The following is a 24,174-nucleotide window of genomic DNA, read 5'->3' on the forward strand; positions in this document are numbered from 1 at the left end:
ACACCCCGCAGCGCGAAGCGTGCGGGGTGGCGTGGCAGCCCCTCGCGCGGCAACAGCCGCGCGGCGGCGCGCCGAGGCTTAATCGAAGCGGCCGGTACGCGCCATCTCCATCAGGCGCGCAATGCGCTCCTCGGTGGCCGGGTGCGTCGAGAACAGGTTCTGCAGGCCACCGCCGTGCAGCGGGTTCATGATCATCATCTGCGCAGTGGCCGGATGCGCCTCGGCTGCCTGGAACGGGATACCGGCCGCATAGCGATGGATCTTGTCGAGCGCGGTCGCAAGCGACTGCGGATCGCCGGAAATCTGCGCGCCGCCGCGGTCGGCCTCGAACTCGCGTGCCCGCGAAATCGCCATCTGGATCAACGCGCCGGCAATCGGCGCGAGCAGCGCGACCGCAATACCCGCGATCGGGTTGGCCGGCCGGCCGTTCTCGTCGCGCCCGCCGAAGAACATCGCGAAGTTCGCGAGTGCCGAGATCGCGCCCGCCATCGTCGCGGTGATCGTCGAGATCAGGATGTCGCGGTGCTTCACGTGCGCGAGCTCGTGCGCCATCACGCCGCGCATCTCGCGCTCCGACAGCACGCGCAGGATGCCCGTCGTCGCGGCGACCGCCGCGTGCTCGGGGTTGCGGCCCGTCGCGAACGCGTTCGGCGCATCCTCGTTGATCAGGTAGACGCGCGGCATCGGCAGGTTCGCGCGCGTGGCGAGCTCGCGCACCATCCGGTAGAACTGCGGCGCCGTGTTCTCGTCGACTTCCTGCGCGTTGTACATGCGCAGCACCATCTTGTCGGAGAACCAGTACGAGAAGAAATTCATGCCGAGCGCGAACAGCAGCGCGATCGTCATGCCGCGCGAACCGCCGATCATGCCGCCGATCACGATGAACAGGGCCGTGATCCCGGCCATCAACATCGCCGTTTTGACCCAATTGAACATACCCACTCCTTATCCGTCAGGGGACCCGCCGTGCATCACAGGGCACGGCGGAAAATTGTAAGCGATTTGTTAGATAAGGTCTTGCCGGAAAAATTCAATCTCAGCGTTGCAATGTTGCAAGACGAAGGCCGAGGCCGACGAAAGCGCTGCCGACCGTGCGGTCGAGCCACTTCTTGACGCCCGGCTTGCCGGAAAAGCGCTGCGTGACGCTGCCCGCGACCCATGCGACCAGGCTGGTCCAGACCGTGCTCATCCCGACGAACACAGCGCCGAGGGTCAGGAACGCCAATGCCTTGTGCGGGCTGTCGGCCGACACGAACTGCGGGAAGAACGACACGAAGAACAGCACGACCTTCGGGTTCAGCACGTTCGTCCAGAAGCCCTGCATGAACAGCTGGCGCAGCGGCTTCGCAGCCGAGGCCTGCGCGGCCTCGGTGCCCGACGGCGTGGCGGCCTGCTTCGCGACGATCATGCGCACGCCCAAGTAGATCAGGTAGGCGGCGCCGACCAGCTTGATCACCGTGAACGCGGCAGCCGATGCCGCGAGCAGCGCGGTCAGGCCGAATGCGCACGCGAGCGCGTGAACGCAGCAGCCGGCCGAAATGCCGAGCGCCGACATCAGCCCCGCGCCGCGCCCCTGCGCGACACTGCGGCCGATGATATAGGCCGTGTCGGGGCCGGGCGTGACGTTCAGCAGGAAAACCGCGAGCACGAAGAAGCCGAAATGGGTGATGCCGAACATGAAAACCTCGAAACCGGAGAGCGCAGGGAAATTCTACGCGCGCCTGCCGTGCCGCGCGACTCGGCCGTCCGGCCAATTGCGCACGGCCGGCAGGTCGTGTCGAATGGCGGTCAGGCAGCGTCAGGCAGCGCGAAACGCTGGCCCGCGGCGAGCGGCGAGCCGGCCAGAAATTCGCGCGCGGGCAACCGCTTGCCGCCCGGCTTCTGCAACTGGGTGACGCGCAGCGCGCCACTGCCGCACGCGACGACCACGCCTTCCGGTGCGGCTTCGACGATCGTGCCGGGCGCCGCGTCGCCGCGCGCCGCCACGGGCTCGGCCGCCCACAGCTTGATCGCCGCGCCGTCGAGCGTCGCGACGCCGCCCGGGAACGGATCGAACGCACGCACCTGGCGCGCGAGCACATCGGCGGGCTTGCGCCAGTCGAGCGCCGCTTCATGCTTGCCGATCTTTTCCGCATAGGTCACGCCGTCGGCCGGCTGCGGCGTCGCCGGCAGCGTGCCGTCGCGCTCGAGCCGCACGAGCGCGTCTACGATCAGCCGCGCGCCTTCGGCAGCGAGCCGATCGTGCAGTGTCGCGGTCGTATCGTCGGGCGCGATCGCGATGCGCGCCTCCTCGATCATCGCACCGGTGTCGAGGCCGACGTCCATCTGCATCAGCGTGACGCCCGTCTCGGCATCGCCAGCCTCGATCGCGCGATGGATCGGCGCGGCGCCGCGCCAGCGCGGCAACAGCGACGCATGGATGTTGATGCAGCCGTCACGCGGAATGTCGAGTACCTCCTGCGGCAGCAGCAGGCCGTACGCGGCAACCACCATCACGTCGTGCGGGGTCGCACGCAGCAGCTCGATCGCGTCGGCCGCCTCCGCAGGGTACTTGCCCGCGCGGCGCAGCGACGGCGGCTGCGCGACGGGCATCCCGTGCTCGACGGCGTAGCGCTTCACGGCGCTCGCCTGCAGTTTCATCCCGCGCCCGGCAGGGCGATCGGGCTGGGTGAGCACGAGCGGCACCGGAAAACCGGCCTCGTGGATCGCGGCGAGGGCAGCCGCGGCAAATTCCGGCGTACCGGCAAAAATCACGCGCAACGTATGGGTCATGACAGCGTTCGGGGTCGGGCAGGGCGAACGCGCATCACATCGCGCGTTCGAGTTTCTTCATCTTCGACTTGATGCGCGTCTGCTTGAGCGGCGACAGGTATTCGACGAACACGCGCCCCATCAGGTGATCCATCTCGTGCTGGACGCACACGGCGAGCAGGCCCTCGCAGTCGAGCTCGATGGTCTCGCCCTGCTCGTTGAGCGCGCGCACGCGCACGTGGTCGGGACGCTCGACTTCGTCGTAGATGCCGGGCACCGACAGGCAACCCTCTTCGTAGATCTGCTTCACGTCGCTCGACCACACGATCTCGGGGTTGATGAACGCGCGCAGCTCGTTCTTCTCCTCGGAGACGTCGATCACGATCACGCGCTCGTGCACATCGACCTGCGTGGCCGCCAGGCCGATGCCGGGCGCCGCGTACATGGTCTCGGCCATGTCGGCGACGAGCTTGCGGATCCGGTCGTCGACCTTGTCGACGGGCTTGGCGACCTTGTGCAGCCGCTTGTCGGGGTAATGAAGAATGTTGAGCAAAGCCATGGTGTTCGGTATTCGGTAGAGCGACGTGCCGCATCGGCCATCCGGCCGGCTGGCGCCGCCGCCGCGATGCAATGAAGATAAGGCGGATACGCGGCGTATCAATGCCGCGGATCGCGCCTCCTGCAATTGGCCGGGCGCCTGCGCGCGCGGCCCTGTCGAGTATTTCGGATGATGAAAATTTTATCATGGCGCCACGCGGTCCGCTGGCCGCCGCATTCGAGGGGAGCCTCATGTCGCCGCAAGCGCTGACCACCTCCGCGCTGCGCGCATGGCTGCAGCTCGCGCATGCGCCCGGCCTCGCGCCCGCCGTGCTGCAGGTGCTGCTCGATGCATTCGGCTCGCCGGCGGCGCTGCTGCGCGCGTCCGACCAGGCCATCGCCGCCGTGAGCAGCCCCGCCGCCGCACAGGCCATGCGCGCGAGCGAGCGCGACGATCTCGACGCGCGCACCGACGCCGCGCTCGCGTGGCTCGATGCGCCGGGCAACGCGCTCGTCACGCTCAACGATCCGGCCTACCCGCCGCGGCTGCGCGACCTGCACGATCCGCCGCCGCTGCTATATGTAAAGGGCCGGCTCGACCTGCTGCACACGCGTGCGCTCGCCGTGGTCGGCAGCCGCCACGCGACACCGCAGGGGCTCGCCGACGCGACGCGCTTCGCGCGCGAGTTGTCCGACGCAGGGCTCTCGATCGTCTCGGGCCTCGCGCTCGGGATCGACGGCGCCGCGCATCGTGGCGGGCTCGACGGCCGCTCGGGCACGGTCGCGGTGATCGCAACGGGCGCCGATCTCGTCTATCCGGCGCGGCACCGCGCGCTCGCCCACGAGATCGCCGCGCACGGCGCGATCGTGTCGGAATGGCCGCTCGGCACGCCGGCCCGCGCCGCGCATTTCCCGCAACGCAACCGGCTGATCGCCGCGCTCGCGATCGGCGCGCTCGTCGTCGAGGCGGCCCCGCGCTCCGGCTCGCTGATTACCGCACGGCTCGCGAACGAACTGGGGCGCGATGTGTTCGCGATGCCGGGCTCGATCCACGCGCCGCTCGCGCAGGGCTGCCACGCGCTGATCCGCGACGGCGCGAAGCTCACGGCAGCGCCGCTCGATGTGCTCGAGGAATACGGGCTGGGCGAACCGGCGGCTCGCGCGGCGAGTGGCGCGTCGTGCTCCGGAAATGCGGGCGCGAACGGCGGCGACCTCCGCGAAACCGCAGCCGCCGGCATCATGCAGGCTGACTCCGTCGCGCCGGCCGCCGCGCCACCCCGAATCGAAGCACCGCCACTGCCGCCACCATCCGGCAACCCATCCGAACAGGCCGTGCTTGCCGCATTGGGATACGGCCCCGTCACGTACGAATGGCTCGCCGAACACAGCGGCTTGCCTGACGACGTGCTGCACCGCGCGCTGCTCGCGCTGGAACTGGCCGGCCGCGTCGCAAGCCTCCCCGGCGGACGCTTCGCGCAGCTTGACGCGGCGCCCACTCCGCCTGCGCGCGGCGTGCTACATTTCCCCGCATAGGGGCGGCCGCGCCGCCAACGATACCCAAGGAAATCCATGCCCGCGCTGAATCTCGACACCGATGCGGATCGGATCGCCGAGCGCCTCGCCGATCCCGGCACGTTGCTCGTCGCCTGCCTGTGCGCCGAGTGGTGCGGCACGTGCCGCGACTACCGGATGGCCTTCGACCAGCTCGCCGACGCGCATCCGGACGCCTGCTTCGCCTGGATCGACATCGAAACGCATGCCGACCAGCTTGACGATCTCGACGTCGAGAACTTCCCGACGATCCTGATCGAGGATACCAACACCGCACGCTTCTTCGGCACGGTGCTGCCGCACGCGGCGATCGTCGAGCGGATGCTGTCCGACCTGAGCGCGGTACCCGGTGCGCCGCACGCACCGAAATTGCGCAACGTGCTGAACGTCGAAGCCTGAATTCGCGAGCCGGCCCGGCGGTTTTTCGTGCGTTTGCGCGCCCCGCCGCGGCGGGCGCTTGCCGCCGTTGCAACCCCCCTCTATGATGGGCCGCTTTTTACGCGCTGAGCCGCCGTTGCTGCGGCGTGTGCTATAAAGCGGTCGTAAAAGGGACCCACAACCGGCGAACCCTGTCCACCAACACACACCTGTCATGTCCAAAGCACTGATCATTGCGGAAAAGCCTTCTGTCGCGAACGACATCGCACGCGCTTTGGGCGGCTTTACCAAGCATGACGAATACTTCGAGAGCGACGAATTCGTCCTTTCGTCCGCGGTCGGCCACTTGCTGGAAATCGCCGCCCCGGAAGAATACGAGGTCAAGCGCGGGAAATGGAGTTTCGCGCATCTGCCCGTCATCCCCCCGCATTTCGACCTGAACCCGATCGCAAAAAGCGAGTCGCGCCTCAAGGTGCTCACCAAGCTGATGAAGCGCAAGGACGTCGACCGCCTGATCAACGCATGTGACGCGGGGCGCGAGGGCGAGCTGATTTTCCGCCTGATCGCGCAGCACGCGAAGGCGAAGCATCCGGTCCAGCGCCTGTGGCTGCAGTCGATGACCCCGCAGGCAATCCGCGACGGCTTCGCGAACCTGCGCAGCGACACGGACATGCAGCCGCTCGCCGACGCCGCGCGCTGTCGCTCGGAAGCCGACTGGCTCGTCGGGATCAACGGCACCCGCGCGATGACCGCGTTCAACAGCAAGGGCGGCGGCTTCTTCCTGACGACAGTGGGTCGCGTTCAGACGCCAACGCTGTCGATCGTCGTCGAACGCGAAGAGAAAATCCGCCGCTTCATCCCGCGCGACTACTGGGAAGTGAAGGCCGCATTCGCGTGCGCGGGCGGCTTCTACGAAGGCAAGTGGTACGACCCGAAATTCAAGCGTGACGAATTCGATCCGGAGAAGCGCGACTCCCGCCTGTGGAGCCTGCCTGCCGCCGAAACGATCGTCGCCGCATGCCGCGACCAGGTCGGCACGGTCTCCGAGGAATCGAAGCCGTCGACGCAGCTGTCGCCGCTGCTGTTCGACCTGACGAGCCTGCAGCGCGAAGCGAACGGCCGTTTCGGCTTCTCCGCGAAGAACACGCTCGGCCTCGCGCAGGCGCTGTATGAAAAGCACAAGGTGCTGACCTACCCGCGTACCGACGCACGCGCGCTGCCGGAAGACTACCTGTCGACGGTCCAGTCCACGCTCGAGATGCTCAAGGAGAGCCACAACTACCTGCCGCACGCGAAAAAGGTGCTCGACAAGGGCTGGGTGAAGCCGAACAAGCGGATCTTCGACAACTCGAAGATCACCGACCACTTTGCGATCATCCCGACGCTGCAGGCGCCGAAAGCGCTGTCCGAGCCCGAGCAGAAGCTGTACGACCTGGTCGTGAAGCGCTTCCTCGCGGTGTTCTTCCCGGCGGCCGAATTCCGCGTCACGACGCGGATCACCGAAGTTGCCGGCCATCACTTCAAGACCGAAGGCAAGGTGCTCGTCGAGCCGGGCTGGCTGCAGGTGTACGGCCGCGACGCCGAAGGCGCGGACGCGAACCTCGTGCCGGTGCAGAAGGACGAGAAGGTGAAGACGGACGAGATCGCCGCGGTGGCGCTCGTGACGAAACCGCCCGCCCGCTACTCGGAAGCGACGCTGCTGTCCGCGATGGAAGGCGCGGGCAAGCTCGTCGAGGACGACGAGCTGCGCGAGGCGATGGCCGCGAAGGGCCTCGGCACGCCGGCGACGCGCGCGGCGATCATCGAAGGCCTGCTCGGCGAGAAATACCTGCTGCGCGAGGGCCGCGAAATGATCCCGACCGCGAAGGCGTTCCAGCTGATGACGCTGCTGCGCGGGCTCGGCGTGAAGGAACTGACCGCGCCCGAGCTCACCGGCGAATGGGAATACAAGCTGTCGCAGATGGAGCGCGGCAACCTTGCGCGCGACACCTTCATGCAGGAAATCGCCCGCATGACGCAGCAGATCGTCAAGCGCGCGAAGGAATACGATTCCGACACGATCCCCGGCGACTACGCGACGCTCGAGACGCCGTGCCCGAACTGCGGCGGCCAGGTGAAGGAAAACTATCGCCGCTTCGCGTGCACGAAGTGCGAGTTCTCGATCTCGAAGATCCCGGGCAGCCGGCAGTTCGAGATCCCGGAAGTCGAGGAGCTGCTGCAGAAGAAGGAAATCGGTCCGCTGTCCGGGTTCCGCAGCAAGATGGGCCGCCCGTTCTCGGCGATCCTCAAGCTGTCCTTCGACGACGAAACGAAGAACTACAAGCTCGAGTTCGATTTCGGCCAGGACCAGGGCGGCGAGGAAGGTGAAGCTCCCGACTTCTCCGCGCAGGAACCGGTCGGCGCGTGCCCGAAGTGCAAGGGCCGCGTGTTCGAGCACGGGATGAGCTACGTGTGCGAGCACTCGGTTGCCAACCCGAAGACCTGCGACTTCCGCTCGGGCAAGGTGATCCTGCAGCAGGAAATTGCGCGCGAGCAGATGGGCAAGCTGCTTGCCGACGGCCGCACGGATCTGCTGCCGAACTTCAAGTCGTCGCGTACCGGCCGCAACTTCAAGGCGTTCCTCGTGAAGCAGCCGGACGGCAAGATCGGCTTCGAGTTCGAGAAGAAGGAACCGAAGGCCGCCGCCGCGAAGAAGACGGCAAAATCGGCGACGAAGGATGCCGAAACCGTGACGGAAGGCGCCGAAGAGAAACCGGCACCGGCCCGCAAGACCGCCGCCAAGACCGCAGCGACCAAGACCGCCGCCCGCAAGACGACGGCGCGCAAGACGGGTTCGTAACGGCGCGACCGCCGGGGGCTTACCCCGGCGCATCAGGCTCCGGCAGGCAGCCATAAAAAAACGCGGATCGATCGCTCGATCCGCGTTTTTTCTTTGTGCCGGCGGCAACCGCCGCCCGGCCGTCGCGCCGTTACAGCGGCGACGGCACCGCGACGCGCGTGCGCGGCGAACGCGGCAGGCGCGGCGACAGGTTCGGGTCGGCCGATTCGGGTAGCTCGGCGCGCGTCTCGACACCGATCGGCGCGGGCGCCGAACTCTGCGCGGCCCACTGTTCGCCCATCATCGCGTCGGTCGAGTGGCTGAAATGCTCGACGAGGTGGTCGATGAACGTGCGCACCTTCGCGGGAAGATGGCGCCGGCTCGGGTAAGCGATGTTGATCTCGACCTGCGGCAGCCGGAAATCCGGCAGCAGCCGCACGAGCGCGCCGCGCGTGATGTCGCTGCCGATCAGGTAGCTCGGCAGGATCGCGACACCCATCCCGAGCAGCGCACACTGGCGCAGCATCGCGGTGTTGTTCGCGACGATCACGTTGGTCGGCCGCACGCGCACTTCGCCGTCCGGCCCCGTGAACACGCGCTCGTCGCCCCAGTATTCGGTCGGCAAGCTCAGGCTCGGGTGCGCGGCGAGCTGCTCCGGATGGGTCGGCACGCCGTGCTTCTCCAGATAGCTCGGCGTCGCGCACACGGTCATGCAGCCCGTGGTCAGGCGCCGCGTGACGATGCTCGCGCTGCGCATCTGGCGCGTGACGACGATACCGACGTCGAAGCCTTCCTCGACGAGATCGACCTGCCGGTCGACCAGCGTGAGATCCGGCACCACTTTCGGGAAATTCTCCGTGTACGACTGCAACACGGGCGCGAGGTTATGCAGGCCGAACACGACCGGCGCGACAATGCGCAGCGTGCCGACCGGCTCGTGATTGCGCGCGACGACCATCTGCTCGACGTCCTCCAGCTCATCGAGGATCTGGCGAGCACGCTCCAGATAAACCTGGCCCGACTCCGTCAGGGAAAGGCTGCGCGTGGTGCGGTTCAGCAACCGCGTGCCGAGCCGGCCTTCCAGATCGGCGACGTGACGCGTCGCAACCGCGTTGGAAATATCCATTGCGCTCGCGGCCCGCGCGAAACTGCCGAGATCTGCAACCTTGACGAACACGCGCATCGACTGCAAATGATCCATAAACGACTCCTGCCGCTGTTACAACTTCAAAAAGATGAAGCAAATGCGTAATTCTCCTACGACAGCGGAAATGATGCAGAGTTGCTCAACAAGGCCCCGGTTGACGATAAAAATAGTCAAAAATCCTCGCCCTTTGCGGATAGTTGATCCAACTATTCTGATTGGAGCAACAATTGGGTGAACCTCGTCGAACAAGCGGTCGAATCAGGAAGGACGTATTTGATGCGACACAACAGCGCACCCTGCCGCCCCGCACGCGAGCGGCTCCGGGTAAGGCTGCCGCCGATTGCGGCGGAGCGTAACAACCTGTTAAAAAGACACCACGAAGACGGCCGACGTAGCATCATGTCGGCCCCGGCCGGGCGGGACGGGTGCGCGACGTGCGCCGCCGCCACCGCCGCTTTCAACGCGCGACATCCGCTCACCATGAAAATTGCCATCCTCGACGACTACCAGGACGCCGTCCGCAAGCTGAACTGCTTCGAGATGCTTGCCGACCACGACGTGAAGGTCTTCAACAATACGGTGCGCGGACTGGGACAGCTCGCAAGCCGTCTGGCGGAAGTCGAGGCGCTCGTGCTGATTCGCGAACGGACCCCGATTTCGTCGCAACTGCTCGCCAAGCTGCCGAACCTGCGCATGATCAGCCAGACCGGCCGGGTCTCGACCCACATCGATCTCGAAGCCTGTACCGACCGCGGCATCGCCGTGCTCGAGGGCACGGGTTCGCCGGTTGCGCCCGCCGAGCTGACCTGGGCGCTCGTGATGGCCGCCCAGCGCCGCATCCCGCAGTACGTTGCGAACCTGAAGCAGGGCGCATGGCAACAGTCCGGCCTGAAGACGTCGGCGATGCCGCCGAACTTCGGCCTCGGCCAGGTGCTGCGCGGCCAGACGCTCGGCATCTGGGGCTACGGCAAGATCGGCCGGCTCGTCGCCGGCTACGGCAAGGCGTTCGGGATGAACGTGCTGATCTGGGGCCGCGAGCATTCGCTCGAGGCCGCGCGCGCCGACGGCTACACGGCCGCCGAGAGCCGCGAAGCGCTGTTCGAGCAGAGCGACGTGCTGTCGCTGCACCTGCGCATGCACGACGACACGCGCGGGATCGTCAAGCAGGAAGACCTGATGCGGATGAAGCCGACGTCGCTGCTCGTCAACACGAGCCGCGCGGAACTGCTCGAGGAAAACGCGCTCGTCAACGCGCTGTCGCACAACCGTCCGGGGATGGTCGCGATCGACGTGTTCGAGAGCGAGCCGATCCTGCAGGGCTACAGCCTGCTGCGGATGGAAAACGTGATCTGCACGCCGCACATCGGCTACGTCGAACGCGAAAGCTACGAGCTCTACTTCAGCGCGGCGTTCAAGAACATCCTCGCGTTCGACGAGGGCGACATGTCGAGCGTCGCCAACCCGGAAGCGCTGACGCCGATCCGCAAGCGCTGACCGCGCGGGCTGCGCGCGCCGCGCGGCCCCGCCTCTCCGTTCCCTGCCTTCAGGCGACCACGCGGCCGCCAGTCATCGCGCCGACGCGCGTGAGGAAGTGCTCGCCGTCGCGCCGCCCGAGGTCGTACGCATGCCGCATCTGCGACGGGCTCGTGTAATCCCAGCTCGAAATCGGCACCTTGCTCGACGGCTGCACGTACAGCCGCCGCTGGTCGCCGTGCGCGACCGTGAACATCTGCGGACGCGGATACAGCCGCGTGACGAGCACCAGCACGTCGCCCGGCGATGGGTCGAGCGCGTCGACCGGCACGTTGTCGACCATCCCGCCGTCGAGCACGGGCCGACCGCCGCGGCGCAGCACCGGCGTGAACGGAGGCGTGCAGGACGACTGCAGGATCAGGTCGGCGAGTTCGTCGACTTGCGTGCAGGCCTGCGCGCGCACGAATTCGGGCCGAAAGCCGAGCGTGCGCCCGAGCGTCGGGTGCAGCGTCTTGCGCACGTACTTCTCGATGTTGTACGCGACAAGGCCAGCGGCAACCGCGCTGCGCGCGCCGAGCCAGCGCGGCACGTGCGACACGCCGATGCGGATCTCCGGTGCCGCGGCGAGCTTCGCGAACGGCTCGCCGTAGATGTCGAGCAAGGCCTGACGGTAAATCCGGTAATGCGGAAACACGGGCTCGCGGCCGAACAGGTTGCCCCAGTACGCGTTCTTCCGGTTGTGGCGCAGCGCCTCTTCGTAATAGCGCATCACCCACGCGGCGTCACGCGTATACAGCATGCACGCGGTCGCCGCGCCAGCCGAGATGCCGGCGATCACGCGCGGGCGCAGGCCGAGTGCCGGCTGCGCGACGTCCCAGAAGCCAGCCTGCCACCAGCAGCGATTGCCGCCGCCCGCAAAGACGATCTGGTCGAACATCGCGCCGCTCAGCTGACGAGCGCGTAGGTCGACGTCGCGTGGACAGCCATCTTGCCGTCCTCGTCGAACAGCTCGACTTCGCCGAACACGAGGTTGCGCCCCATCCGCAGCACGCGCGCAGTGACGAGCACGTCGCCCTTGCGCACGGGACGCATGAAGTTCGTGTTCAGCGACACGGTCGTCATCGGCCGGAACTCGCCGAGCGCGGCCGAGATCGCGACCACCATCGCGGTGTCGGCGGCGGCCGTGAACACCTGGCCGCAGATCCCGCCGCCCGAATGGCGGAATTCGCCGGAAAACGGCAGGCGCATCGTGACGCTGTCGTCGCCGATCGACACGGGAACCAGACCGAGCGAGCGGACCCACGGGGCCAGCAGGCGATCCAGCAATTCGCGGACTGCGTTTTCGTCCATCTTCGAATGTCCAGAAAACGTTACGCGACCGCCGCGCAACGCGTGTGGCGTCATCATACCGGGAGCGCGCAAACTGCGACCGCTCGTTACCGCGCCGACAGCTACCGTTGTCGTGATGAAATATTTTCAGGATATTTGCACAAAGGGCTTGCCAAGCCTGAAATACTCACGCATAATCTTTCTTCTGTTGGGGGCGTTAGCTCAGTTGGTAGAGCAGCGGACTCTTAATCCGTAGGTCGAGTGTTCGAGTCACTCACGCCCCACCAAGCATTTTGAAGCCCGGTTAGCGAAAGCTGACCGGGCTTTTTGCTTTGTCCGAGACAGGCAACACAACTTGCAGCGCGCGCCCTTCAACGATCCCCCTCCCCCGCCGAGCAGGTCGCATCTACCGATGCTTCTCGCAAAACGGGCAGCGACTCAATTGGGTTGAAGCGGCGATAGCTTTGACTGCGCTGAACTGCGAGACGCGGAACGTCTCCGCAAGAACCCATTCAGAAACATCCAACCGGCATAGGATGGGCCTGCGATTCGCCGCGATTCACGGCTAATCGCCAGCCCGTGCGCGCTGGCGGCGACCCGCCTCCCATGCCCCGCGCCCGCACGCAGCCGCGATCGATGCGCGCGCCGGCGGCGACCGACCCTCCCACGCCCGGCGTCCGTACGCGTCGGCGATCGACCTCCCCGCGCTGCGCCCGCGCGCCGGCGGCGGACAAGGGGCGAGCTGGCGACCAGGTTGCGAGCGTAGCCGACAACCAACAGTTATTGCATATATTGCATTTATTTCAGATAGGCACTAGGCTTGCAACCGCAGCGCACGCGGTTGCAAGCCTAGTGCCTATCTGGTTTTTTTACTTTGAGAGAGGAATATATGCGCACCGTAGAGCGGATTCGGGAGATGACGCCACCGGAGATGACCAAGAAGGACCTTGAAATGGCTAGCGTTGCACAGCGCTGCATCATGGAGGCCCTGGATCATTCGTGCGCGGCAAAAATCACCCTGACGACTGATACCGGGGACCATCCAACCATCGCCCTCCCGCCGGCCTCACTGAAACTCATCGGACAATTGCTCGGAGCCATAAGCGAGGGCCAGCCGGTCACCATCATGCGCGCGGATCGCGAATTTACGACCGTGGAAGCCGCCAACTTCCTCAACGTGTCGCGCCCATTCGTGATCAAGGAAATCGAGGCGGGCAGGCTCAAACATCGCATGGTCGGCACGCACCGGCGGATCGCGCTTGAGGACCTTAGCGAGTACGCACGTCAAATGCGCGAAAAGCAAGTGGCTGCGCTGGACCGGCTGGCAGAAAACGCCCAGGAACTGGGACTGGATTACTGACATGGCCGGCCACGTACGTTATACGGCTCTGCTCGATGCGTGCGTGCTGTTTCCGATTGCGGTTGCCGACTCCCTCATGAGTCTGGCAACCGCAGGGCTCTTTGCTGCGAAGTGGACTCAATGCATCGAGCAAGAATGGATCACCAACCTGGAAGCGCTTCGCCCGGAGCTCGCGGGCAGGCTCGAAGTGCGGCGAGATGGCATGCGGGACGCGGTGCTGGATTGGGAAGTGCCCGAATCCGCATGGACCCCACTCGTTGCAAATATGAGTCTCCCCGATCCTGACGACAAGCACGTATTGGCAGCGGCCATCGCGGGCCACGCCGATTGCATCGTGACGGCCAATCTAAAGGACTTCCCGGCTGAGATCGTCGGCCCGTATGGAATCGAAGTAATCCATCCCGACCGCTTCATCATCAATCAATGGGACCTGGACTACATCGCCACCATGTCGGCATTCAAAGGTATGCGGAGACGATGGAGAAATCCGAAAGCGAGCCCCGAGGATTTCGCCCAGGCGCTTGAACGCAATGGCCTGCCGGCGACCGCGCAGCGCATTCGCGAAGCGGCCGAACTGATCTAGATCGCGATCTGCAATTTGGAGCGAGGCCCAGGCCTGGTGCGGATTCCAGCCCATTGCACAAGCGGCGATTTGTAGACGTGAACGGCAAGTAGAGCATTGATCGCAAACGAGTTTACGCATGCCTCTTAATCCGTAGGTCGAGTGTTCGAGTCACTCACGTCCCACCAGGAATTCAAAAGGCCGGTCAGCGCAAGCTGACCGGCCTTTTTCATTTCCGCCGCCCGCTCACGGCGGCGCGCCCATCGCGGCAAGCAACCGCACGCCCCTTCCGCATCGTTTCCGCTAGAATCGTCCGACAAATATCACATGACCGGCGCAGGCACTGTCGTTTGTCCGTCGGCACTGAGAGAACATGGGACGTCACACATGGAAGCATGCGAACGAGGCGCGACCATTCAGAGGGCATGGTTGCGCCGATATCGGCCTGTCCGACGAGGCACGCCGCTCACCCGAGCACACCCGAATCCGCCGCGCGACGCACGAACCGGATCCGGTCATGCCGGGTAAGAACGCGCGCGTCGCGCTGGCGCTCGGCGTCGTGCTGCTCGTGCTGGCAGGCGTACTCGCCGTCACGGCCGGCCGGGCGACCGGCCAGCTGGTCCGTACACCGGGCACGGTCGTGCGCATCGTGCAGGACAGCGACGCGATGCGCGCGTACCGGCCGATCGTCGCGTACCTCGCGAATGACGGCCAGCGCCGCGAAGTCGCCGGCAATACCGCATCGACCGTCCCCGCGTACGACATCGGCGAGAACGTCGACGTCTTGCTCGACCCCGCCCATTCCGACCGCCCCGCACTGATCGACGATTTCGCGCAACGCTGGTTTCCGGCGGCGGTGCTGGCGCTGCTCGCCATCGCGTCGTTCGCGATCGGCGGCCTGCTGACCGTCGGCGAGCGCCGCCGCCGGCAATCCGACGCACCGCCGACCCGGGCCGCACGCAAGCAGGCGCGGCGCCGCTGGGATATCGCGATCGTGCTGATTCCGATCGCGATCGGCACGGGCTTCCTCGCCGGCGCCGGTGCGGCCGGCCTGCGTCAGTGGCAGATCGCCCACCACTATGCGCGCTCGACCGGCCATGTCGTCGAGATCGCGAAAAATGCCCGGTCGCCCCTGGCACGCGCGTCGCTGTATTCGGCGATCGTCGCGTTCACGACCGACAGCGGACGCCAGATCACGTTCGCCCAGGGTTCGGCGTCGTCGCATCCGGGCCTGCACGAAGGCGAAGCGGTCAACGTGCTGTACGACCCCGTCACCCCCGAGCGCGCGGTCGTCGACCGCTTCTGGGATAGCTGGGGCCTCACCGCCATCCTGTTCGCGATCGGTGCGCCGTTCCTCGCGGCCGGGCTGTTCGTCGCCGCGACGCTGTGGCCGGAACATCGGCCGCACGAAGCCGTTCCATGACGCTCGCGCGCCGGCCGCACGAGGTGCGGCACCGTCACGGCGCGCGCTTCACCGTTCCCTGAACGCCTCCACCTTCGCGCGATTCCCGCACGTGCGCATGTCGCACCATCGGCGCCCGACGCCGCGGCCGCGATCGACGAAGAACCACGTACAACGGCCGCACTGTCGCACGTTGATCAGCGCGGCAATCGTCCGACGATCCGTTACCGTCGGTTACAGAAGCGACACCGCGGTATCACCCATTCGGCACACGCTACGTACCATGAAGGCACGTGAACCGATTGCTCGCGGGCCTTGCCGCCCACGAACGGAGTGAACGGCAAATGAAACGCATCCTGTTGTCCGGTGCCCTCGGCATCGCGGCCGCCTGCCTGTCGGCAAGCGCGTTCGCGCACGCCGACATCGGCGTGTACCTCGGCGTGCCGGGGCCGGTGATCGAGGCGCCGCCGCCTGTCTACTACTCGCCGCCGCCCGTCGTGTACGAGCCGGCGCCCGCCTATTACGGCCCGTACTACGGCGAATATCGCTACCGCCGCTACCGGCACGACAACGGCTGGCATCGCGGCTGGCGACATCACCACGACGACGATTGACCGTCGCCTGGCGGCCGTCGCGGCCGCATCCCGCCGGGGGGCATTCCGCGCGCCGGCCTTCGAGCCGGCGCGTCCGCATCACCCACCGCTTACCATGGCAGCGAATACGTCTTCGTATTCGTGAAGCTCTTCATCGCCTCCTGTACGCCTTCCTTGTAGCCGAGCCCCGAATCCTTCACACCGCCGAACGGCGTCAGTTCGAGCCGGTAGCCCGGCACCTCGCGCACGTTCACGCTGCCGACTTCCAGCTCGGTGATGAAACGCGTGATGTTGTCGAAGCGGTTCGTGCAGACCGACGACGACAGCGCATAGTCGGTGCTGTTCGACATCCGGATCGCTTCGTCGATGTCGCGGAAGCGCATGATCGGCGATACAGGGCCGAACGTTTCGTACTTCACCAGCGGCATGTCGGGCGTCACGCAGTCGACAACGGTTGGCGAATACAGCGCGCCGTCGCGCACGTTGCCGACCAGCAGCCGCGCACCGCGCGCGATCGCGTCGTTCACCTGCTGCTCGCAGAACTTCGCGGCCGCTTCGTCGATCACGGTGCCCATGTCGACCGACGGATCGGCCGGATTGCCGTACGACCATGCGCGGGTTTTCTCGACGACCAGTTCGGTGAAGCGATCGGCCACCGCTTCGTGCACGAGCATCCGCTTGATCGCGGTGCAGCGCTGCCCCGAATTCTTGTACGAGCCCGACACCGCGAGCGTGCTCGCCTCGTCGAGATCGGCGTCTTCCATCACGATGATCGGATCGTTGCCGCCGAGTTCGAGCACCGCGCGCCGGTAGCCCATCCGCGACGCGATCGACTTGCCGATCGACACGCCACCGGTGAACGTGATGAGGTCGATCGCCGGGTTCGTGATCAGTTCGTCGGCGATCTCCTTCGGATCGCCGGTGAGCACCTGCAGCATCTGCGGCGGCAAACCGGCTTCGTACAGGATGTCCGCGAACAGGTAGCACGACAGCGGCACCTTCTCCGACGGCTTCACGACGATCCGGTTGTTGGTCGCGATCGACGGCACGATCTTGTGCGCGACCTGGTTCATCGGATGGTTGAACGGCGTGATCGCCGAGATCACGCCAAGCAGCGGATCGCGCTGCGTGTACACGCGGCGCTTCTTGCCGTGCGGCGTCAGATCGCACGAGAAGATCTGCCCGTCGTCCTTCAGCACTTCACCGGCGCCGAACGTGAGCACGTCGGCCACGCGGCCCGCTTCGTACGTCGAATCCTTGATGCACAACCCGGCTTCGGCCGTGATCAGCGCCGCGATCTCGGCGGTGCGCGACCGCACGATGTCGGCCGCGCGGCGCAGGATCGCCGCGCGATCGTGGCGCGTGAGCGTCGGCCGGTATGCATGCGCGACCGCGAAGGCGCGCCGTACGTCTTCCAGCGTCGCCTTCGGCACGGTGCCGACCAGCGAGCCGTCGTACGGGTTGCGCACGTCGATCACCGCGTCCCGATGAATCCGTTCGCCGTCGATTCGCAGTGCTTCGCGACGAATCTCGCGGACGGCCGTCGATGCTGCAATGGCGTTCATGAGTGTGTCCCCTTGCGGATGCGTGCGCATCACTGCAGATGGTTGAGCGCGATGTCGATGATGTCGAAGTTGCGCAGCCGCGCGCGGCCCGTGACGTCGGTGGCGACCGGCTTGCTGAAGATCAGCGGCACGATCTGCTCGGAGATCCCGCCGTGCGAGCGCAGCGGCACGTCGAGGCCCGACAGGTCGTGCTTGATGCGGCGCGTTCCGAGCACGACGTCCTGCTTCGAGATCACGATCAGGTCGCCCATCCGCGCGGGCGGCAACTCGAAGCGCGCGCAGCCCTCGGCGCCCGTCAGCACGACCTCGATGCCGTCCACCGCGGCGAGCCGCGCACGCAACGCATCGGCATCGGCCGATGCCGGCACGTAGACGGTCGCGAACGAGCCGAGCGCGCCGTGGTGCACGACGTACGGATCGGTGATCGGCAGGATCACGCGCGCCGCGTCGTGGCCGAGCCATTCGTCGAACAGCTCCTGCAGGTAGATCACGTTCGGCTCGCCGGTCTCGTCGTCGTGCTTCGCGTTCATTCCGTGGTCGGCCGTGATCGCGACGATCGCGCCGAGTTCGTCGAGCCGCTGCAGGTACTTGTCCATCATTTCGTAGAACGCGTTCGCGCCCGGCGTGCCGGGCGCGCACTTGTGCTGCACGTAGTCGGTCGTCGACAGGTACATCAGGTCGATCGGGCGCGTCTCGAGCAGGCGCACGCCGGCCGCGAACACGAATTCCGACAGATCCGCGCTGTACACGCTCGGCACCGGCTTTCCGACCAGTTCGAGCACGTTGTCGATGCCGTTCTCGTCGATGCTCGCCTCGTCGGCCTTCTCCGACGAGAAGCAGATGCCCTTCAGCCCCTTGCCGAGCAGGCGACGCAGCTTGTCCTTCGCGGTGACGACCGCGACGCGCGCGCCCTGTTCGGCGAAGGTCGCGAGCACGGTAGGCGCGACGAGGTACTTCGGATCGTTCATCAGCACCTCGGCGCCGGTGTCGCGATCGTAGAAGTAGTTGCCGCTGATCCCGTGGATCGCCGGCGGCACGCCGGTCACGATCGACAGGTTGTTCGGGTTCGTGAAGCTCGGCACCACGCATTCGCCCTTGAGCGCCGTGCCGGGCTTCAGCAGCGTGCGCAGGAACGGCGCGACGCCGGCCTCGGCCGCCATTTCCAGATATTCGTACGCGCAGCCATCGACGCAGACGACCACCACGGGCCGGCTCATCCAGTTGTAGCGGCGGCCGTTCACTTCCACGGATACAGGCGTTTCAGTCATGACGTTCATTCCTTTCAGATCGAAGGGGTTGAGCCGTCGGCGCCCGCGCCGCGCCGAAGGGAGGTGTTTTCCATGCTTGACATTAAAATTGATGATTTGTAGATTGTCAACAACATGCAGAGAACAGAAAGCAAAACGACGTAGCAGCAAGAGGGCTGGTCTCCACTCATCCGCCGCGTGCCGCGGCGCCACAGTCAAGGGGTCTGAAGATGAACGAAGTGCCGGTAAACAAGCGTTTGAACGCATGGGCGGCGGGCGCGGCCCGCTTCGCGCTGGCCGCGGCGGTCGCGCTCGGCGCCGCGCAGGCGGCGCACGCAAGGACGTCGCTGCTCGTCTATACCGCGCTGGAAGACGAGGCGATGAAGCCCTATAAGGACGCGTTCGAGAAATCGAACCCCGATATCGAGATCCGCTGGGTGCGCGACTCGACCGGCTCGGTCACCGCGAAGCTGCTCGCGGAAAAGAACAACCCGCGCGCGGACGTCGTGCTCGGCCTCGCCGCGTCGAGCCTCACGCTGCTCGACCTGCAGGGCATGCTGATGCCGTACGCGCCGAAGGGCTTCGACCAGCTCACACGCAAATACAGCGACGCGAACAATCCGCCGCGCTGGGTCGGCATGGACGTATGGGGCGCGACGATCTGCTACAACCGCATCGCCGCGCAGGCGAAGAACATCCCGAAGCCGACATCGTGGGAAGACCTGACGAAGCCGGTCTACAAAGGCGCGATCGTGATGCCGAGCCCCGTGTCGTCGGGCACCGGCTACCTCGACGTGACCGCGTGGCTGCAGACCTTCGGCGACGACCGCGGCTGGAAATTTATGGACGCGCTCGACAAGAACGTCGCGCAGTACGTGCACTCGGGCTCGAAGCCGTGCACGCTCGCCGGCACCGGTGAATTCCCGATCGGCATCTCGTTCGAGTTCCGCGGCCACGAACTGCAGTCGCAGGGCGCGCCGATCGATCTCGTGTTCCCGAAGGAAGGGCTCGGCTGGGACATGGAAGGCACGGCGATCATGAAGACGACGAAGCAACCCGATGCCGCGAAGAAGCTCGCCGACTTCATGGCGAGCAAGGACGCGAACCAGATCACCGCGCGCTGGTGGGCAATCGTCGCGTATCCGGGCGTCGCGCGGAAGCTGGCCGGCATCCCCGACAACTATTCGGACCTGCTCGTGAAGAACGACTTCGTGTGGTCGGCCAGGAACCGCCAGTCGATCCTCGACACGTGGCAGAAGCGCTACGGGGCGAAAACGCAGCAGTAACGCCGCGACCGGCAGCGGGGCCGCGCCGCGCGCCGCCCCGCGCCACCCTTTCCATCGTCGAATCCGGCCTCCGGGCCGCCCCAGCATGGAGGCGCGCATGGCACCTTATCTGAGCGTAGAACGCATCGAGAAGCGGTACAACGACACGCAGGTCCTGACCGACATCAACCTGAGCGTGACGAAGGGCGAGATGATCTGTTTCCTGGGGCCGTCCGGCTGCGGGAAAACCACGCTGCTGCGGATCATCGCGGGGCTCGAGGCGCAAAACGCCGGCCAGATCATGCAGGACGGCCGCGACATCTCGCGGCTGCCGCCGCAATTGCGCGACTACGGGATCGTGTTCCAGTCGTACGCGCTGTTCCCGAACCTCACCGTGTACGACAACGTCGCGTACGGGCTCGTGAACCGGAAGATGAAGCGCGAGGCGATCCACGAGCGCGTGCACACGCTGCTCGCGCTGGTCGGCCTGCCCGACAGCCACCGCAAGCATCCGGGCCAGTTGTCGGGCGGCCAGCAGCAGCGCATCGCGCTGGCGCGCGCGCTCGCGACGTCGCCGGGCCTGCTGCTGCTCGACGAGCCGCTATCCGCGCTCGATGCGCGCGTGCGCGTGCGGCTGCGCCAGGAGATCCGCGCGCTGCAGCAGCGGCTCGGCGTGACGACGATCATGGTCACGCACGACCAGGAAGAAGCGCTGTCGATGGCCGATCGCATCGTCGTGATGAACCAGGGCGTGATCGAACAGATCGGCACGCCGCTCGAAATCTACCGGCAACCCGCGTCGCCGTTCGTCGCGGATTTCATCGGCCGCGTCAACACGATTCCCGCGGAAGTCGCGCAGGACGGCACGCTGCGCGCGGGCGCCGTCGGCCTCGACTGCCGGCACGGCGCCGCACGGCCCGTGCAGGGCGCGGCGGTGTCGGTCTACGTGCGGCCCGAGGACCTGCGCATCCGCGTGCCGGGCGAAACGGCCGACAACGTGCTGGCCGGCCGCGTCGAGAAGCTCGAATTCCTCGGCGCGTTCTGCCGCGTGAGCTTCCGGATCGACGGGCTCGACGGCCAGGAAATCGTCGCCGACCTGTCGTATCACGACGTCGACCGCACCGGCGTGCAGGCCGGCGCGCGCATCGATCTCGCGCTCGATCGCGAGCATGTCCGCGTGTTCCCGAGCGCGAAGGAGCGACTGCAATGAGCACCGTGCTGACCGAGCGCCGCCGCGGCGCCTCCGCCCCCGCCGACGTGCGGCAGATCACGCACTGGCACGACCGCCTCGCGCAGCTCGCGCTCGTCGCGATGGCCGCGCTGATGTCGCTGTTCCTGCTGCTGCCGCTCGCGCTCGTCGTGCAGAAGTGCTTCGTCGACGCGGACGGGCATTTCGTCGGCGCGCACAATTTCGTCGAGTATCTCGAGGACAGCGGCGTGCTGCGCTCGATGCTGCATTCGCTGACGGTGGGCGCGCTCGTCACGGCGATCGTCGTGCCGATGGCGTTCACGTTCGCGTATGCGCTGACGCGCTCGTGCATGCCGCTGAAGAACGCCGCGCGCACGATCGCGCTGCTGCCGCTGCTCGCACCGACGCTGTTGTCCGCCGTGTCGTTCATCTACTGGTTCGGCAATGCGGGGCTGCTGAAGCCGCTGCTGCACGGCCATTCGATCTACGGGCTGCCGGGGATCGTCGCGAGCATGGTGTACGCGTCGTTCCCGCACGTGCTGATGATCCTCGTCACCGCGTTGTCGCTCGCGGACGGCCGGCTCTACGAGGCCGCCGACGCGATGGGCACGCGCCGCACGCGCAAGTTCTTCACGATCACGCTGCCCGGCGCGAAGTACGGGCTGATCAGCGCGACGATGGTCGCATTCACGATGTGCATCAACGACTTCGGCGTGCCAGTGGTGATCGGCGGCTCGTACAACGTGCTGTCGACCGACATCTACAAGCTGATCATCGGCCTGCAGGACTTCAACCGCAGCGCGGTCGTGAGCCTGATGCTGCTGTGCCCGGCGCTGGTCGCGTTCGGCGTCGACTTCTTCATCCGCCGCCGCCAGCAGTCGCAGCTCGGCGCGCGCTCGACGCCGTACCAGCCGAAGCCGTCGCGCGGCTTCGACGCTGCGATGCTCGCGTACTGCGCGCTCGTGTGCGCGTTCTTCGTCGCGGTCGTCGGCATCTCGGTGTTCGCGTCGTTCGTGAAGTTCTGGCCGTACCAGATGAGCCTTGGCCTGCAGCACTACCGGATGGGGCTGATCGCGGCCGGCATCTTCGACGCGTACAAGAACAGCCTGCGGATGGCCGCGACCGTCGCGGTCGGCGGCACGATCGTCGTGTTCGGCAGCGCGTACCTGATCGAGAAGACGCGTGGCGCGCGCTGGCTGCGCGGCTTCATCAGCCTCTGCGCGATCCTGCCGATGGGTGTGCCGGGCCTCGTGCTCGGCATCAGCTACATCTTCCTGTTCAACGCGCCCGGCAATCCGCTGAACGGGCTGTACGGTTCGATGTGGCTGCTCGCGATCGTCACGGTGGTCCACTACTACGCGTCGAGCCACCTGACCGCCGTCACCGCGCTCAGGCAGATCGACAGCGAGTTCGAGGCCGTGTCCGCCTCGCTGAAGGTGCCGTTCTACAAGACCTTCCTGCGCGTGACGGTGCCCGTGTGCCTGCCCGCGATCCTGCTGATCGCGCGCTACCTGTTCGTCAACGGGATGACGACCGTGTCGGCCGTCGCGTTCCTCTACTCGCCGGACACGCAGCCCGCCTCGGTCGCGATCCTGAACCTCGACGACGCGGGCCAGATGGGCCCGGCCGCCGCGATGGCGACGCTCGTGCTCGCGACGTCGTCGTGCGCGTGCCTGCTGTTCGCGTGCATCTCGCACCGCCTGTTGCGCCGTACGCAGGCCTGGCGCAACCCGCATCGCCGCTGATCCTTTCGCCGCATTCACGTGACGTCCCGACTTCATCGAGGAGACACCATGACGCTCGCCGCCCAGCCCATCCTGCTCACCCCCGGCCCCCTGACGACCGCCGCCCGCACGCGCGACGCGATGCTGCGCGACTGGGGGTCGTGGGACAGCGACTTCAACGCGATCACCGCGCGGCTGCGCGAACGCCTGCTGCAGATCGTGCACGGCGAAGGCACGCACGAATGCATACCGTTGCAGGGCAGCGGCACGTTCTCGGTCGAAGCGGCGCTCGGCACGCTCGTGCCGCGCGACGGCCACGTGCTCGTGCCGAACAACGGCGCGTACTGCCAGCGCATCGCGAAGATCTGTCGCGTGCTCGGCCGCACGCTGACGACGATCGACTACACCGAGGAACAGCGCGTCGATCCGGCCGACGTCGAACGGGCGCTTGCCGCCGATCCGACCATCACGCATGTCGCGCTCGTGCACTGCGAGACGGGCACCGGCGTGCTGAATCCGCTGCATGAGATCGCGCAAATCACGGCGAAGCACGGGCGCGGGCTGATCGTCGACGCGATGAGCTCGTTCGGCGCAATCGACATCGACGCGCGCACGACGCCGTTCGACGCGGTGATCGCGGCGTCCGGCAAATGCCTCGAAGGCGTGCCGGGGCTCGGCTTCGTGATCGCGAAGCGCAGCACGCTCGAACGCTGCGAAGGCAACAGCCACTCGCTCGCGATGGACCTGTACGACCAGTGGGCCTACATGCAGCGCACGACGCAGTGGCGCTTCACGCCGCCGACGCATGTGGTCGCGGCGCTCGACGCGGCCGTCGCGCAATACGTCGACGAAGGTGGGCTCGCCGCGCGCGGCGGCCGCTACCAGCGCAACTATCGCGCGCTGATCGACGGGATGCTCGCGCTCGGCTTCCGGCCGTTCCTCGATCCGGTGATCCAGGCGCCGATCATCGTCACGTTCCATGCGCCGGACGATCCGAACTACGATTTCAGGACCTTTTATCAGGAGGTCAAAAAGCGCGGCTACATTCTGTATCCGGGCAAGCTGACCGAAGTCGAGACGTTCCGTATCGGCTGCATCGGCCACTTCGGCGAAGCCGGCATTCCGGGCGCCGTCGCCGCGATCGCCGACACGCTGCGGGCGATGGGCGTGCGCCGCGTGTCGGCCGAAGCGGCCGCCTGACGTGACCTGACGTGATGCACCCGGCCGCGTGCGCGTGCGCACACGGCGGCCAAGTGATCCGGCCGTGCACGGCATGGCCCCGA

General features: G+C 66.5%; 21 protein-coding genes, 1 tRNA gene and 1 pseudogene. 13 read left to right on the top strand and 10 right to left on the bottom strand.

What is annotated here, in order from left to right; genetic code table 11:
- Positions 1 to 78: 78 nt before the first annotated feature.
- The 4 genes from htpX to def form a co-directional block, all read right to left on the bottom strand.
- Positions 79 to 936, bottom strand: a complete 858-nt coding sequence (gene htpX / locus CUJ89_RS17315) for a zinc metalloprotease HtpX (RefSeq protein ID WP_014895693.1) — start codon at positions 934 to 936, stop codon at positions 79 to 81.
- A gap of 100 nt (positions 937 to 1,036) precedes the next feature.
- Complete coding sequence (locus CUJ89_RS17320) at positions 1,037 to 1,678, bottom strand: LysE family translocator (protein WP_114178389.1); 642 nt, start codon at positions 1,676 to 1,678, stop codon at positions 1,037 to 1,039.
- 110 nt (positions 1,679 to 1,788) lie between these two features.
- Positions 1,789 to 2,772 (bottom strand): methionyl-tRNA formyltransferase, encoded by a 984-nt coding sequence (gene fmt, locus CUJ89_RS17325; protein WP_114178390.1) that lies wholly within the window; start codon positions 2,770 to 2,772, stop codon positions 1,789 to 1,791.
- Between the two features lie 34 nt (positions 2,773 to 2,806).
- Complete coding sequence (gene def, locus CUJ89_RS17330) at positions 2,807 to 3,310, bottom strand: peptide deformylase (RefSeq protein ID WP_114178391.1); 504 nt, start codon at positions 3,308 to 3,310, stop codon at positions 2,807 to 2,809.
- 185 nt (positions 3,311 to 3,495) lie between these two features.
- On the opposite strand from def, the gene dprA reads away from it, so the two are divergent.
- From dprA to CUJ89_RS17345, 3 genes are all read left to right on the top strand, one after another.
- Positions 3,496 to 4,821, top strand: coding sequence for a DNA-processing protein DprA (gene dprA / locus CUJ89_RS17335; RefSeq protein WP_236654903.1), 1,326 nt, complete (start codon positions 3,496 to 3,498; stop codon positions 4,819 to 4,821).
- Between the two features lie 36 nt (positions 4,822 to 4,857).
- Complete coding sequence (locus CUJ89_RS17340) at positions 4,858 to 5,238, top strand: thioredoxin family protein (protein ID WP_114178393.1); 381 nt, start codon at positions 4,858 to 4,860, stop codon at positions 5,236 to 5,238.
- A gap of 193 nt (positions 5,239 to 5,431) precedes the next feature.
- Positions 5,432 to 8,056, top strand: coding sequence for a DNA topoisomerase III (locus CUJ89_RS17345; protein WP_114178394.1), 2,625 nt, complete (start codon positions 5,432 to 5,434; stop codon positions 8,054 to 8,056).
- Positions 8,057 to 8,186: 130 nt separating this feature from the next.
- On the opposite strand, the gene CUJ89_RS17350 is transcribed toward CUJ89_RS17345, so the two are convergent.
- Positions 8,187 to 9,236: a LysR family transcriptional regulator gene (locus CUJ89_RS17350; RefSeq protein WP_114178395.1), complete on the bottom strand. Its 1,050-nt coding sequence runs from the start codon at positions 9,234 to 9,236 to the stop codon at positions 8,187 to 8,189.
- 426 nt (positions 9,237 to 9,662) lie between these two features.
- Between CUJ89_RS17350 and CUJ89_RS17355 the strand changes: the two genes are divergently transcribed.
- Positions 9,663 to 10,676: a D-2-hydroxyacid dehydrogenase family protein gene (locus CUJ89_RS17355; protein ID WP_114178396.1), complete on the top strand. Its 1,014-nt coding sequence runs from the start codon at positions 9,663 to 9,665 to the stop codon at positions 10,674 to 10,676.
- Positions 10,677 to 10,725: 49 nt separating this feature from the next.
- On the opposite strand, the gene CUJ89_RS17360 is transcribed toward CUJ89_RS17355, so the two are convergent.
- The gene (locus tag CUJ89_RS17360) at positions 10,726 to 11,592 is read right to left on the bottom strand and encodes a patatin-like phospholipase family protein (RefSeq protein ID WP_114178397.1); all 867 of its coding nucleotides are present in this window, start codon (positions 11,590 to 11,592) and stop codon (positions 10,726 to 10,728) included.
- An 8-nt stretch (positions 11,593 to 11,600) separates the two neighbouring features.
- Positions 11,601 to 12,005 carry a PaaI family thioesterase gene (locus CUJ89_RS17365; RefSeq protein ID WP_114178398.1) on the bottom strand — a complete coding sequence of 135 codons (405 nt, stop codon included), beginning with the start codon at positions 12,003 to 12,005 and terminating at the stop codon, positions 11,601 to 11,603.
- Between the two features lie 190 nt (positions 12,006 to 12,195).
- Between CUJ89_RS17365 and CUJ89_RS17370 the strand changes: the two genes are divergently transcribed.
- The 4 genes from CUJ89_RS17370 (at position 12,196) to CUJ89_RS17385 (ending at position 15,329) form a co-directional block, all read left to right on the top strand.
- Positions 12,196 to 12,271: transfer RNA gene (locus tag CUJ89_RS17370), tRNA-Lys, on the top strand.
- A 644-nt stretch (positions 12,272 to 12,915) separates the two neighbouring features.
- Positions 12,916 to 13,344, top strand: a complete 429-nt coding sequence (locus CUJ89_RS17375) for an excisionase family DNA-binding protein (protein WP_321970378.1) — start codon at positions 12,916 to 12,918, stop codon at positions 13,342 to 13,344.
- A 1-nt stretch (position 13,345) separates the two neighbouring features.
- On the top strand, positions 13,346 to 13,927 hold the full coding sequence (locus CUJ89_RS17380) for a PIN domain-containing protein (RefSeq protein WP_114178400.1): 582 nt from the start codon (positions 13,346 to 13,348) through the stop codon (positions 13,925 to 13,927).
- A gap of 352 nt (positions 13,928 to 14,279) precedes the next feature.
- Entirely contained in the window at positions 14,280 to 15,329 is a 1,050-nt protein-coding gene (locus CUJ89_RS17385) for a DUF3592 domain-containing protein (RefSeq protein WP_114178401.1), read from the top strand.
- Positions 15,330 to 15,377: 48 nt separating this feature from the next.
- Here the strand turns inward: CUJ89_RS17385 and CUJ89_RS17390 are convergent.
- Positions 15,378 to 15,500, bottom strand: a pseudogene (locus CUJ89_RS17390) (CGNR zinc finger domain-containing protein); the annotation flags it as partial.
- Between the two features lie 152 nt (positions 15,501 to 15,652).
- Between CUJ89_RS17390 and CUJ89_RS17395 the strand changes: the two are divergent.
- Complete coding sequence (locus tag CUJ89_RS17395; RefSeq protein WP_114178402.1) at positions 15,653 to 15,922, top strand: hypothetical protein; 270 nt, start codon at positions 15,653 to 15,655, stop codon at positions 15,920 to 15,922.
- Between the two features lie 89 nt (positions 15,923 to 16,011).
- Here CUJ89_RS17395 and phnY read toward each other — a convergent pair whose 3' ends face one another.
- Positions 16,012 to 17,466, bottom strand: coding sequence for a phosphonoacetaldehyde dehydrogenase (gene phnY, locus CUJ89_RS17400; RefSeq protein ID WP_114178664.1), 1,455 nt, complete (start codon positions 17,464 to 17,466; stop codon positions 16,012 to 16,014).
- Positions 17,467 to 17,495: 29 nt separating this feature from the next.
- Complete coding sequence (phnA, locus tag CUJ89_RS17405) at positions 17,496 to 18,734, bottom strand: phosphonoacetate hydrolase (protein ID WP_114178665.1); 1,239 nt, start codon at positions 18,732 to 18,734, stop codon at positions 17,496 to 17,498.
- Between the two features lie 209 nt (positions 18,735 to 18,943).
- Between phnA and CUJ89_RS17410 the strand changes: the two genes are divergently transcribed.
- The 4 genes from CUJ89_RS17410 to CUJ89_RS17425 all read left to right on the top strand — a co-directional run bounded on the left by CUJ89_RS17410 (position 18,944) and on the right by CUJ89_RS17425 (position 24,091).
- Entirely contained in the window at positions 18,944 to 19,999 is a 1,056-nt protein-coding gene (locus CUJ89_RS17410) for a putative 2-aminoethylphosphonate ABC transporter substrate-binding protein (RefSeq protein ID WP_114178403.1), read from the top strand.
- Positions 20,000 to 20,096: 97 nt separating this feature from the next.
- Positions 20,097 to 21,188, top strand: coding sequence for a putative 2-aminoethylphosphonate ABC transporter ATP-binding protein (locus CUJ89_RS17415; RefSeq protein ID WP_114178666.1), 1,092 nt, complete (start codon positions 20,097 to 20,099; stop codon positions 21,186 to 21,188).
- Positions 21,185 to 22,912 (top strand): putative 2-aminoethylphosphonate ABC transporter permease subunit, encoded by a 1,728-nt coding sequence (locus CUJ89_RS17420; protein ID WP_114178404.1) that lies wholly within the window; start codon positions 21,185 to 21,187, stop codon positions 22,910 to 22,912. Before CUJ89_RS17415 ends, CUJ89_RS17420 begins: the two co-directional genes overlap by 4 nt.
- A 48-nt stretch (positions 22,913 to 22,960) precedes the next feature.
- Positions 22,961 to 24,091: a 2-aminoethylphosphonate--pyruvate transaminase gene (locus CUJ89_RS17425; protein WP_114178405.1), complete on the top strand. Its 1,131-nt coding sequence runs from the start codon at positions 22,961 to 22,963 to the stop codon at positions 24,089 to 24,091.
- Positions 24,092 to 24,174: the final 83 nt, after the last annotated feature.

It is taken from the genome of Burkholderia pyrrocinia (assembly GCF_003330765.1).
GTDB classification, from domain to species: domain Bacteria; phylum Pseudomonadota; class Gammaproteobacteria; order Burkholderiales; family Burkholderiaceae; genus Burkholderia; species Burkholderia pyrrocinia_B.